General features: G+C 29.0%; 14 protein-coding genes. All 14 read right to left on the bottom strand.

Annotated elements, in window-relative coordinates:
- Positions 1–8: 8 nt before the first annotated feature.
- On the bottom strand, positions 9–587 hold the full coding sequence (gene plsY, locus SOR60_RS00390) for a glycerol-3-phosphate 1-O-acyltransferase PlsY (protein ID WP_154538740.1): 579 nt from the start codon (positions 585–587) through the stop codon (positions 9–11).
- Positions 584–1900 carry a ribosome biogenesis GTPase Der gene (gene der, locus SOR60_RS00385; protein WP_154538739.1) on the bottom strand — a complete coding sequence of 439 codons (1317 nt, stop codon included), beginning with the start codon at positions 1898–1900 and terminating at the stop codon, positions 584–586. Before der ends, plsY begins: the two co-directional genes overlap by 4 nt.
- Before the next feature lie 22 nt (positions 1901–1922).
- Positions 1923–2336, bottom strand: a complete 414-nt coding sequence (locus tag SOR60_RS00380) for a SoxR reducing system RseC family protein (protein ID WP_154538738.1) — start codon at positions 2334–2336, stop codon at positions 1923–1925.
- A 10-nt stretch (positions 2337–2346) separates the two neighbouring features.
- Complete coding sequence (aspS, locus tag SOR60_RS00375; protein WP_154538737.1) at positions 2347–4104, bottom strand: aspartate--tRNA ligase; 1758 nt, start codon at positions 4102–4104, stop codon at positions 2347–2349.
- Between the two features lie 8 nt (positions 4105–4112).
- Entirely contained in the window at positions 4113–4718 is a 606-nt protein-coding gene (locus tag SOR60_RS00370) for an MBL fold metallo-hydrolase (protein ID WP_154538736.1), read from the bottom strand.
- 13 nt (positions 4719–4731) lie between these two features.
- Entirely contained in the window at positions 4732–5181 is a 450-nt protein-coding gene (dtd, locus tag SOR60_RS00365) for a D-aminoacyl-tRNA deacylase (protein WP_154538735.1), read from the bottom strand.
- Positions 5181–7358, bottom strand: a complete 2178-nt coding sequence (locus SOR60_RS00360) for a RelA/SpoT family protein (RefSeq protein WP_176269331.1) — start codon at positions 7356–7358, stop codon at positions 5181–5183. Before SOR60_RS00360 ends, dtd begins: the two co-directional genes overlap by 1 nt.
- Before the next feature lie 6 nt (positions 7359–7364).
- Positions 7365–9095: a single-stranded-DNA-specific exonuclease RecJ gene (gene recJ / locus SOR60_RS00355; RefSeq protein ID WP_320594934.1), complete on the bottom strand. Its 1731-nt coding sequence runs from the start codon at positions 9093–9095 to the stop codon at positions 7365–7367.
- 59 nt (positions 9096–9154) lie between these two features.
- Complete coding sequence (gene yajC / locus SOR60_RS00350; RefSeq protein WP_154538732.1) at positions 9155–9424, bottom strand: preprotein translocase subunit YajC; 270 nt, start codon at positions 9422–9424, stop codon at positions 9155–9157.
- Positions 9414–10538, bottom strand: a complete 1125-nt coding sequence (gene tgt / locus SOR60_RS00345) for a tRNA guanosine(34) transglycosylase Tgt (protein ID WP_320594933.1) — start codon at positions 10536–10538, stop codon at positions 9414–9416. The genes yajC and tgt overlap by 11 nt, the downstream gene beginning before the upstream one ends.
- Positions 10539–10546: 8 nt before the next feature.
- The gene (gene queA, locus SOR60_RS00340) at positions 10547–11569 is read right to left on the bottom strand and encodes a tRNA preQ1(34) S-adenosylmethionine ribosyltransferase-isomerase QueA (RefSeq protein WP_320594932.1); all 1023 of its coding nucleotides are present in this window, start codon (positions 11567–11569) and stop codon (positions 10547–10549) included.
- The gene (gene ruvB, locus SOR60_RS00335; protein WP_154538729.1) at positions 11556–12578 is read right to left on the bottom strand and encodes a Holliday junction branch migration DNA helicase RuvB; all 1023 of its coding nucleotides are present in this window, start codon (positions 12576–12578) and stop codon (positions 11556–11558) included. Before ruvB ends, queA begins: the two co-directional genes overlap by 14 nt.
- Before the next feature lie 9 nt (positions 12579–12587).
- On the bottom strand, positions 12588–13178 hold the full coding sequence (ruvA, locus tag SOR60_RS00330; RefSeq protein ID WP_154538728.1) for a Holliday junction branch migration protein RuvA: 591 nt from the start codon (positions 13176–13178) through the stop codon (positions 12588–12590).
- Positions 13178–13445, bottom strand: a 268-nt coding sequence (locus tag SOR60_RS00325) for a crossover junction endodeoxyribonuclease RuvC (RefSeq protein WP_320594931.1), incomplete at its 5' end; no start/stop codon positions are given. The genes ruvA and SOR60_RS00325, both read right to left, overlap by 1 nt.

Raw genomic sequence — 13445 nt, 5'->3', positions numbered from 1 at the left:
ATTTTTCCTCAAAACATTTTCTTTTCTTCATTATTTTTAATTCTTATTATATTACTCCTATGTTCTACTATTACAAATACTGCGACTATAAATATAACTATAGTAAAAGCGTGCATAGAATAGAAATAATAAGCTATAAAAGGTGCCAAAAATGCAGCTGTAAGAGATGCTTTTGATACTGTTCTTGTTATAAGAAAAACTACTACAAAAGCAAATAAAAGTATAAAAAATACTCTTAAATCATAAGCAAACAAAGCTCCTGCAGATGTTGCAACACCTTTTCCACCCTTAAATTTTAAAAATATTGAAAAAATATGACCAATTATAACAAATACTAGAGCAAGTAAAGCAAAACTATTCCCATAAAAGAACAAAGGAATGTACACAGCAACCAATCCCTTTGCTATATCTAAAAATAAGGTAAAGCATCCAGCCAAAGGACCAAAATTTCTAAATACATTTGTTGTTCCAGGATTTCCACTACCTAAGCTTCTTATATCTTTTTTAAAAAATATTTTTCCAATTATATATGAAAAAGGAATAGAGCCTATAAGATATGAAATTATAGCTATCAATATATATATCATTTTTCTTTCCTTTCTCTTACATCAAATATAAATGAAACTCCTTTTAGGCTATAATTTTGTCTAATTTGATTTTCCATATACCTAAGGTAAGAAAAATGCATAAGTTGCCTATCGTTAACATAAAGTAAGAATTTTGGTGGTGCCGTTTGAACTTGAGAGATGTAAAATATTTTCAACCTTTTTCCCTTATCTTGTGGTGTAGGATTCATCATAATTGCATCTTGTAATATTGTATTAAGTATTCCTGTTTTTATTCTTGTATGATAGTTATTGTCAACAATTTCAATCAAATTTAAAAGATCAGTGATCCTTTGTCCCTTTAATACCGATATAAATATTATAGGTGCATATAAAGCAAAAGATAATTTATTTCTTATATCCATTTCCATATTTTTCATGGTGTTAGTATCTTTTTTAACTATATCCCATTTATTTACAGCTATAATAATTGCCTTATTCCTATTGTGAGCATATCCCGCTATTTTAGCATCTTGTTCTGTAACACCTACTGTAGCATCTATCAAAAATAAACAAATTTCAGAACTATCAACAGCATCAAATGTTCTTTGGTTAGCATAATACTCTATATTATCGATTACCTTATTTTTCCTTCTAAGACCTGCGGTATCTATAAGGACATAATTTTTATTATTATATTGCCAATATGAATCAATAGCATCCCTAGTAGTTCCTGCAATATTTGTTACAATCATCCTGTCTTCATTAAGCAAATAGTTTACTAAAGATGATTTACCAGCATTAGGTTTACCTATAATAGCAATTCTTGTTGCGTCAAGATCTGTATCAAACTTTGAAAAATCTATAAAAGAAATTATCTTATCTAAAAGATCCCCTAAGTTTTTAGAACCTTCTGCAGAAATAGCTATAAGATCATCAAATCCAAATTTATAAAAATCATATAAGTGATCTGGAATTTTACCGCGATCTATTTTATTCGCAACAATTATTACCTTTTTATTATATTTTCTAATTTCATTTGCTATATCTGAATCATGAGGATTAATTCCTTCTCTTCCATCAACAACAAAAAGAATCAAATCTGATTCGAACAGAGCTTTTTCAACTTGTGATTTAACTTCTTGATTCATAATATCTTTATTTGATATATCAAGCCCACCTGTATCTGCAAGTATAAATTCATGACCAGTCCATTCTACTTTATCGTAGACCCTATCTCTTGTTACTCCGTTTACATCTTCAGTAATGGCCTTCCTTTTTCCAACTAATTTATTAAAAAGGGTAGATTTACCAACATTTGTTCTACCCACTAAGGTTACTATTGGTGCATTCATATTATCTCCATTTTATATCTAATTATATTTTTCTAATTTTAATTAAATTCTTATTCTTGTATCTTTTATCATAAACTCTTAAAATAATTAATGAAATTAGTAAGAATCCAACTATAAATAACAATGTTAGTAGATTTTCATCAAATCCTTTATTAGAAAATACAGTATTGGCTAAAATAGCTCCTATAGTCATCATTGAAACTGGAAACAAGTAAGTTAAATAACTTACTTTGTTTACAGTTTTTACATCACTATCAAGAAATACAAAATCTCCAGGATTTAGGTCATCATTAGTAAAAGTTGTGTAGTATGAAGGTTTAACTTCACAACCTCCACATGTCGAGCATGATCCACATCCTGAATCTCTTTGAATCATAACTTTAACATTACCATTATTATTTTCAACAACTATTCCTTTTTTACTAATAATTTCCATATAACCTCTTTCATTTTTTTATTTCTATATTTAATTCATTTAAGCTTTTATCATCTACAATACTTGGAGCATGTGTTAAAGGACATGTAGCAGACTGAGTTTTTGGAAATGCTATTATATCTTTAATATTATCTGTTTTTGCAAATAACATAACCATTCTATCAAGCCCATAAGCAAGTCCTGCATGTGGAGGTGTGCCATATTGTAGAGCTTCTATAAAAAATCCAAATTTTTCTTTAATGTCTTCATCTGACAACTTTAAAGCCTTAAATACTTTTTCTTGTAATTCTTGATTATTGATTCTAACAGAACCTCCACCCATTTCATCTCCATTAATTACTATATCATAAGCTTGGGTTCTTACTCTTTCAGGTTCTGTTAATAATAAATCTATATCTTCTTCATTAGGCATTGTAAAAGGATGATGTTGAGAAACATACCTATCTTCCTCTTCACTATATTCAAACATAGGAAAGTTTACTACCCAACAAAATGCATACTCTTTTTCGTATAAATTATTATCCTTTGCAACTTTTCTTCTTAAAGCACCGAGACCTTCAAGTACGTTTTTGTCTTTATCTGCAGCTATTAAAATTAAATCTCCATCTTTTATATCTAATTTCTCCTTCAGCTTTTTAACTATATCATTCGTTAAAAATTTCTTTATAGATGAATTAATATTATCGTCACTATTAAATTTAATATAACTTAATCCTTTTAGACCATAGTCTTTTACAAAGTCTGTTAGTTTATCTAGTTGTTTTCTAGAATAAGAATCAGATAAAGATGTAAAATTGATAGCTCTAACTGAATATCCTTCTTTTATATTATCTTTAAATACATTAAAATCGCTATCTTTAAATACTTCTGAAATATCATTAATTTTATAACCATATCTTAAATCAGGTTTATCTGAGCCATAAGAGTTCATCGCTTCACTATAATCCATTCTAGGAATAGGTAGCTGTAAGTTATAATCAGTAAATTGATCAAATAGTTTTTTGAGCAAGCCTTCATTTACACTTATTACATCATCTTGTGATGCAAAACTCATCTCTAAATCTAATTGTGTAAACTCTGGTTGCCTATTTGCTCTTAAATCTTCATCTCTAAAACATTTAACTATTTGGAAATATTTATCTAAAGAACCAATCATGAGCAATTGTTTCATTAATTGTGGAGATTGAGGCAGTGCATAAAATTTACCTTGATTAACTCTTGATGGTACTAAATAATCTCTTGCACCTTCTGGAGTAGGTTTAGTTAAAAATGGAGTTTCTACTTCTGTAAATCCCATATCATACATATATTCCCTCATACTTCTTACAATATCAGATCTTAGCTTAAGATTTCTTTGTACTGAAGGCTTTCTCATATCAAGATATCTATATTTTAATTTAAGATTCTCTGAAACATCATCATCATCTTTAATATAAATTGGAGGTGTTTTAGCCTTATCTAATATGTTTATTTTTTCTGCTACAATTTCTATATTTCCTGTTGGAATATCTGGATTTTTAGATTCTCTTTCACGAACTTTACCCTTAACTTCAAGGACATATTCTTGTGAAACATCTTTTAGAATTTGGTAATTATACTTATCTTCATCTCTAGTAACTATTTGTGTAATACCTGTCTTATCTCTAAGATCTATAAATACTAAAGAGCCAAGATTTCTTTTTTTGGCTACCCAACCCATTAAAACAACTTTTTCTCCAACATTTTCTATTCTTAATTGACCACACATATGGCTTCTTTTAAATTCCATATTACCTCCTAATTTAAAAATGGATTATTTCTTTTTTCATATCCGATTTTACTTTCTTCACCATGACCAGGATATATAATAACATCGTCATCATATATAAATAATTTATTAATAATAGATGAAATAAGATTATTGTAAGATCCACCTGGAAAATCACTTCTTCCTATTGATTGTTTAAAAAGAGTGTCTCCAGTGAAAATATTATTACCTAATTTATAAGACATGGAATCCAAGCTATGACCGGGTGTTTTTATTGCTCTAATATTATACTTTGAAAAAATCTCTCCGTCTTTAAGAAATCTATTTATTTCTATATCTAGGTCTCTAAATCCTCTTGACAGATTATAATCAGGGTCTTTAGCTATATCTTTACTATCCTCACTGGCATATACATCAACATTATACTTATTTTTGAAATATTTAAGACCTAATAAATGATCAAAATGAGTATGGGTTAATAAAATAAAGTCTATTTTTATATTATTAACTTCTATAAATTTTTCGATTTTACCTTTAGGGTATACTGGATCTATTAAAAAACCATTCTTCGACTCATCATATACAATATAGCAATTAGCCATCATTGGACCATCTTCAATTTTTTTGATATACATAAAATACCTTTCGCTAATATATTTTTTCACTATCTAATTGTATAGTTACGGGACCATCATTTATCAATGATACTTCCATATGTGATTGAAATCTACCAGTTTCAACCTTAAATCCGTCTATTTTTAATTCTTCTATTAGTATTTCATAATATTCTTTTGCCTTATCAGCACTAGACGAATTTATGAAAGAAGGTCTATTACCCTTACGAACATCTCCATATAATGTAAATTGACTAACTATTAAAATATCACCACCTACATCTTTAACAGATAGATTCATCTTACCTTCTTCATCTTCAAAAATCCTAAGTTTTTCTATTTTCTTTTTTATATAGTCTATGTCTTCTTTATTATCTCTATCAGTAACCGCAACAAAAACTAAAAAACCCTTGCTGATTTTTCCTACAAGTTCACCCGCTACTTCAACTTTTGCTTTTTTTACTTTCTGTACTATCGCTCTCATTAACTTTTCAACCTATAAATACTTTCTATTGTTTTAATTGTTTTAAGTTTCATAATCAATTCATTTAGTTTATCAGTGTTTGGAACTAAAACTGTTAGGTCAATTATTCCTTCATGTTTTTCATTACTTCTTACATTCATAGCTTCTATACTAACATTTTCAGTAGATATTAATTTTGTAATTTCAAAAATTATTCCAGTACCATCAATAGTAGTTATTTGGATCTTAACAGGAAATTCATCATCCTTTTTATTTTGCCAGTATACATCAATCAATCTCTCTGGAGTCTTAATATTTGTAATATTAGGACAAGTTCTTACATGCACACTTATGCCATTTCCTTTTGTTATAAAGCCAACTATCTTATCTCCTGGAACCGGATTGCAACATTTAGCAAACTTCACCTCAACTTCTTCATCTAAATCACTAACCCTAACTTCATTTGAAAAAGATTTTTTTGAAGAAGTCCTCTTAATATCTATTTTTGACTCGGTTTTAGGTATTTCATCTTTATGCTTTTTAATAAGTTTTTGTATTACTTGTTCAGTATTTGTCCTACCAAAGCCAATTGATGCATACATTTCGTCAGGAGTTGGAAAGCCTAAATCATTCGCAACTTCTTCAAGCCAAAAATCTTTGATATCTCTTTTGTAAATTTCGTTATTTTTTCTAAGCTCTCTAAATAAATTATCTTTACCTATTTCAATATTTTCTTCTTTACGATGTCTTTTAAAAAACTGTTTTATCTTACTTTTTGCTTGATTAGATTGGACTATGTTTAACCAGTCTCTAGAAGGTCCTTGAGAATTCTTACTAGTTAAAATCTCAACAACATCTCCAGTATTTAGTTTATGCGAAAAAGGAACAATTTTTCCATTAACTTTGGCTCCCACACACATATTTCCAACTTCTGTATGGATTCTATAAGCAAAATCAATAGCACAAGAGTTGACTGGTAATGAATAAATTTCTCCTTTTGGAGAGTAAATGTAGATTTCTTTCGAAAAAAAATCTCCCTTTAATGTATCTAAAAACTCCTTACTATCAACATCTTTACCACCTTCTTTTTGCCATTCCATAATTTGCCTTATGAATGTAAGCTTTTTATCAAATTCAGTTGATTTAGACTTATTTTCCTTATATTTCCAATGTGCAGCTATACCATACTCACATTCATAATGCATTTGTCTAGTTCTTATTTGAACTTCAAAAGGTTTCGAATCCTCACCAAAAACAGTTGTATGCAAAGACCTATAACCATTTGGCTTAGGTTGTCCTATATAATCTTTAATCCTATTTGGTATTGGACGCCAAATAGAGTGAACTTTTCCTAAAACTTCATAACATTCAGCAACAGTATCTACTAAGACTCTTACGGCAGTTAAATCATATATTTCATTAAATTCTATTTTATTACGAGTCATCTTTTTATATATAGAATAAAGTCCCTTGGGTCTTCCTGAAATTTCAAAATTTATATTTGATCCATCTAAAGATTTATCTAATGTCTGAATTATTTCATTAATATATTGTTCTCTCTCTCTTCTTTTAGTATGGACCATTTGAGCAAGCTCATAATATTCTTCTGGATTTTGATATCTAAAACATAAATCCTCAAGCTCCCATTTCATTGTATATATACCAAGCCTATGGGCCAGTGGAACATAAATTTCTAAAGTTTCCCTTGCAGTTTGTTTTTGCTTTTTCTCAGTCTTATATTCTAGTGTTCTCATATTATGTAGTCTATCAGCAAGTTTTATAAGGATAACCCTTATATCATTACTCATAGCTAGAACCATCTTTCTGATATTTTCTGCTTGTGTTTCTTCCTTAGTTTTATAGCTTAGATTTTTGAGCTTGGTTACTCCATCTACTAAAAATGTAATTTCTTCGCCAAACTTTTCTTTCATTTCATCTTCAGTTACTGTAGTATCTTCTAATACATCATGCATTAGTCCTGCACAAATAGTTTGATCATCAAGTTGCATATTTGAAATTGTTGTGGCAACAGCTATTGGATGGATAAAATAATCTTCTCCTGAATTTCTTTTTTGGCCCCTATGATAATATTCGGCAAAATCATATGCTCTTTTAATTAAATTTATATCTGCCTTTTTATTGTTTTTTAAAATAATCTCTTTAAATTTTATAAATTCTTTTTGAAAATCTTTTGCCATAGGTACCTACCTTATATCAATAAGCCTTAGTTGTAAGCTTTTTTTATTTCTAAATTCATTTATCTCTGGATAAAATACAGCGTCAATCTTTGAGCCAACTATATTTGAGCCAAATTTATCTACAAGATATTTATAATCTTCTACTGCACTAAATTTTATAGCATTTATATCTCTACCATTTTTACTTAGAATAAGCTTCAATATATCTTTATTTTTGCCAATTATATCTATTGATTTAATAGCTAAATCTTTGTCCGCAAATTTTGCTTTTGGATTATCTTTTCCATATGGTTCAAAATTATTTAAACTTTGGGCAAGCTCCAATGATATTTTCTCTATAGGAATTCTAGCATCTATATTGATTATAGTTTCAAAATCGCATTCTTTTAATGGCGATTTATTATTAAGTTTTAACCTAAAATCATTTATTAAATCTTTCTTAATAGAAAGTCCACAAGCCATTGGATGACCTCCAAATGACTCTAACATACTACTTAAAACATATACTTGCTTATAAATATTATAAGCTTCAATACTTCTACCTGATCCCTTTAAAATTGACCTATCTTTACTTTCTGTAAAAACTATGGAAGGCTTGTTGTATTTTTCCTTAATCCTTCCAGCAATTATACCACAAATACTTTCTTCAATATTTGGAGTATGAACTATTATAATATCATCATTATATAATTTATAATCATTAATTATATCTAAAGTCTTTAGAAGACCTTCTTGTGTTAAATCTTTCCTCTCATTATTTAAGCTTACAAGTTTTCTAGCATATGTAATAATCTTTTCTGAATCTTGTTCTAACATTAAATCTACAGCAAGCTTTGCTGTAGAAAGTCTTCCACTTGCATTCATACATGGACCTATTACAAAACCTAGAGTATATGCAGTAACCTCTTTATTCCAAGAGTTTTCATCTAAAAGTGCTTTTATTGCTAATTTATCAGTATTATTAATCCTTTTTAAACCTTCTATAACAAAAATCCTATTTTCGTCTGTCAATGAAACTATATCACAAACTGTACCCATAGCTACATATTCCAACAAATCATATAGGTAATTTTCATCTGCATCAAGTCTCTTATATAGAGCCTGCATCAACTTAAAACTTATACCAGCCCCACATAAGTCATCAAAAGGATAAGTACTATCTAATCTTTTTGGATTAATTACTGCATTAGCGTCTGGCAAGATTTGTCTTAACCACTCACTATCACCTTCTTTTTTTACTTGATGATGGTCAGTTACAATAACATTTATGCCATTTTCTCTGAGTTTTTTTACTTGTTCTATTGCAGTAATACCATTATCGCAAGTAATAATTAGACTTACCCTTTCATCTATAGCCTCATCTATCATCCTGTCACTTATGCCATAACCATCCATTACCCTATCTGGTATATCATAGCTAATATCATCATAAAAATATAATAAACCATCTAGGAGGGTCATAACCGAACTAATTCCATCTTGATCATAATCACCAAATATTCTGATAGATTCACCCTTTTCCATAGTATCAACTATTAAATCAATTGCTTCTTTCATATCAGGTAATAAATAAGGGTCATGAAGTTTATCTAGGCTTGGATTTATAAAAGAATCCACAACTTTCGGATCTAAAATATCTCTATTGGCTAATATCAAAGCTTGAAGTTTACTTATATTTTTATTTTTTAGATTTTCTTTGTAATTGTTTTTTTTATTAAATATATACCACTTATTCATTATTACCTCTCTTGTTATTAAATTATACCATTTTTATAGTTAATATAAAGAAAGAGGCATTAAGCCTCAATTAAAGATTCTATGGAATTAAAATCTATAAGAATATATGAAATTTTATCGTCTTTTCCTGTTACTATCAAACACTCTGTGTTATCATATTCTATGACCTCACCAATAATCTTAGACTCTGTAATAACTCTTGAACCTATTTTTATATTTTTTTTGATAAACTTTTTATTTTCTTTACGCTTTTGATCTTCTCTAATGGTCGTGAAGTAAAATATCAAAGCTAAAATAATAAGTACTATATATTCTAATTTAGGAATCATAGCCGTATTTTGTATAAAACTCTTTTTTATATTCTAAGAACCTATCTTCCATAATTGCTTTCCTAATGTTTTCACACATTTTTAATAAAAAATATAGATTATGATAGGTTAGTAATCTTGCACCTAAAATTTCGTTTACATTAACTAAATGTCTAATATAAGCTCTTGAGTAATTCTTACATACATAACAATCACATTCATGGTCTAAAGGAGAAAAATCCTCTTTATATAATGCATTTCTTACAACAAGTCTTCCATGAGATGTTATAGCGGTTCCATTTCTTGCAATTCTAGTAGGTAGAACACAATCTGCCATATCTATACCGGTTTCAAATGACTCAAATAAAAAGTCTGGACTTCCAACACCCATATTATATCTAGGTTTATCTTCTGGTAAAAGTGGTGTAGTGTATCTAAGAAGTCTAATCATTTCTTCTTTTGGTTCTCCTACTGAAAGACCACCTATTGAATATCCATCAAAATCCATAGCACAGGTTTCTTCTACAGATATCTTTCTTAAATCTTCATACATACCACCTTGTATAATACCAAACAGAGACTGATCTTTGTGTGAATTAGCCTTATGATAGTCTAAACCTCTTTTTGCCCACCTTATAGTTCTATATACAGATCTTTCTACATAATCATGATCGACTGGATATGGAATGCACTCATCAAAACTCATCATAATATCAGAATGAATATCATTTTGAATTTCTATTGATTTTTCTGGTGTAAATAAATGCTTAGATCCATCTATGTGAGACCTAAAAACAACTCCATCTTCAGATATATCTCTCATTTCTGATAAAGAAAAGACTTGAAATCCACCACTATCAGTAAGAATTGGACGATTCCAATTCATGAATTTATGAAGTCCACCAGCTTTTTTCATAATATCCATTCCTGGCTTTAGATAAAGATGGTATGTATTTCCTAAAATAATTTTAGCATCAATTTCCTTTAGTTCCTCTACAGTCATTGCCTTAACGCTTGCTTTGGTACCTACAGGCATAAAAATCGGCGTTGGAATATCTCCGTGTTCTGTGTGAATAATTCCTGTCCTTGCATTAGAGTACTTATCTTTTTTTATTAATTCATATTTTATCGGCATTTTTTCTCCTACTTTAAAAACATCGCATCTCCGAAACTGAAAAACCTATATTTTTTAGCTACAGCATCATTGTAAGCATCCAGTATTATATCTCTGCTTGCAAAAGCTGAAACTAGCATAATTAAAGTCGACTTAGGTAAATGAAAATTTGTTATCTGACAATCAATAACTTTAAAATCAAAACCTGGATAAATAAAAATATCTGTAAAATCAGAGTCTTCTTTTATACAATTGTTCTTTTTATATACTGATTCAAGTGTTCTTGTAGTTGTAGTTCCTGTTGATATTATCCTTTTATTGTTTTTTTTAGTTTTGTTAATCAAACAAGCTGTTTCTTTACTAATACTGTAATGTTCTGAATGCATTTTATGATTTTTTACATCATCTACTTTTACTGGCCTAAAAGTTCCAAGACCAACATTTAGGGTAATAAAGGCAATGTTAACACCCTTGTTTTTTATTTTTTCCAACAAATCTTTAGTAAAATGGAGTCCAGCTGTAGGAGCTGCTACAGAACCTGGTATTTTTGAATATACTGTTTGATATCTTTCTTTATCCTTTAATTTCTCTTTTATATATGGTGGTAAAGGCATATTTCCCAAACCATCTAGAATTTCTCTAAATATTCCACAATAATAAAATTCTACAATTCTATTACCGTCTTCTTTTATATCAATAACCTTTAATCTTAGTTTATCAGAGAAGATACACTCTGTTCCTATTTGCATTTTTTTACCAGGTCTTACTAAAACTTCCCAAAAATCATCTTTTATATTTTCTAGTAGAAAAACTTCAATCTTTTCTTCCTTATAAGGCCTATGCCCAAATAACCTTGCAGGAATAACTCTAGTATCATTCATTACAAGAAGGTCACCTTCATTTAGGTAATCTATAATATCATAAAAATGTTTATCTTCTCTTTTTCCTGTTTTTCTATCAACTACCATTAGTTTTGAATAATCTCTTTTTTCAGTTGGATGTTGAGCTATTAGTTCTTCAGGTAAATTGTAATCAAAATCATCTGTTTTCATTCTTATCCTCATATTTCAAATTATAGTGTCTATAAGCCTTTTTAGTAAGCATTCTACCCCTAGGAGTTCTTGTTAAAAATCCTATTTGAAGAAGATAAGGTTCATAAACATCTTCTATAGTGACATTTTCTATTCCTGTTGAAGCAGCTATTGTATCAATACCCACAGGTCCTCCAGAAAAATTTTCATACATTGTAAGTATAATTTTTTTATCCATACTATCAAGACCCATATTGTCAACTTCTAATAGCTCTAATCCTTCACAGGATGTCTCATAATCGATTATTTCATCTTTCTTGACTATTGCATAGTCTCTTACTCTTCTTAATAGTCTGTTGGCAATTCTAGGAGTTCCCCTACTCCTTCTTGCTATTTCATATGCTCCACTATCTTCTATAGATATATCTAATATACCAGCAGATCTTTTTACAATTCGAGTCAAATCTTCATTATTGTATAGATTTAACGATAAAAGAACACCAAACCTATCTCTTAAAGGCGCAGAAAGCATTCCTGCTCTTGTTGTCGCACCAACTAAAGTAAATTTCTCTAGATCAATCCTTATAGATTGGGCATTTGGTCCCTTACCTACTATAATATCCAAAGCAAAATCTTCCATAGCTGGATAAAGTATTTCTTCTACTGATCTATTTATCCTATGTATTTCATCAATAAATAAAACATCTCCCTTATCTAAATTTGTAAGAATACTTGCAAGATCCGATGGTCTTTCTATAGCAGGACCACTTGTAATTCTAATGTTTACACCTAATTCATTAGCTATTATATTAGAAAGAGTAGTTTTACCAAGTCCTGGGGGACCTTGTAACAAAACATGATCTAAAGATTCTCCTCTTTTCAGAGACGATTCTATAAATATTTTAAGTTTTTCCTTTGCTTTATCTTGTCCTATATAGTCTTTTAACCATTTAGGTCTAATAGATAGCTCCTTGTATGAATCATTCAACTGTTCATTACTGCCTACTATCCTATCATTATTATCATACATTAAATCACCCTAAATCATCTTTTTTAAGCTTTCCTTTATTATTTCTTCTAATGTAAGATCAGTATCCTTTAAGTCAAATAATACCTTATCTATACTATTTCTTTCATACCCAAGATTTAATAAAGCCTCTCTTGCTACATTAATCTCACTATTGGTTTTTGTAGTATTTATTTCATAATCATCAATATTGTTTATTGGCATCTTCTTAACCTTATCAACAAGCTCGAGTATAATTCTTGATGCTGTTTTTTTACCTATACCTTTAGCCTTAATTAGTGTATCTATATCGTTATTAATTATGGCAAATTTAATCTTATCTACATTTAAAGATGATAAAACTGCTATAGCATTTTTAGGTCCAATGGTTGATACACTAGTTAAAAGTTCAAACATTTCAAGCTCTTCTTTAGAAGAGAATCCAAATAAAGATATATCATCTTCTCTTACATTCATTTTAGTAAATATCTTATATTCACTGTTAATTTCAAGCTTACTAATAGTGTTTAATGAAGAATTTATCAAAAATCCAAGATTTTTATTTTCAATAATAAAACTATCTTCATTAATGTATTTTACCTCTCCAATTATATAACTTATCATTAATTCATCCTAAATTGTTCTTTAAATCTTTGACTAAATACTTGTGTTAGAGCAATTGCTAAAGCATCTGCAGCGTCATCTGGCTTTGGTATCTGACTCAAATTTAGCAAAGTAGTAACTGTCTTTTGCATCTGGGTTTTAGATGCTCTTCCAAATCCTGTAATAGCCTGTTTTATTTGAAGAGGAGTATATTCATAAATAGGCAAATTATAATTTTGTGCACATAAAATTTGAACTCCCCTAGCATGTCCAACAGTTATAGCAGTT

It is taken from the genome of Anaerococcus porci (genome assembly GCF_034090325.1).
Taxonomy (GTDB): Bacteria; Bacillota; Clostridia; order Tissierellales; family Peptoniphilaceae; genus Anaerococcus; species Anaerococcus porci.
This window is presented reverse-complemented; position numbering and strand designations above follow the sequence as displayed.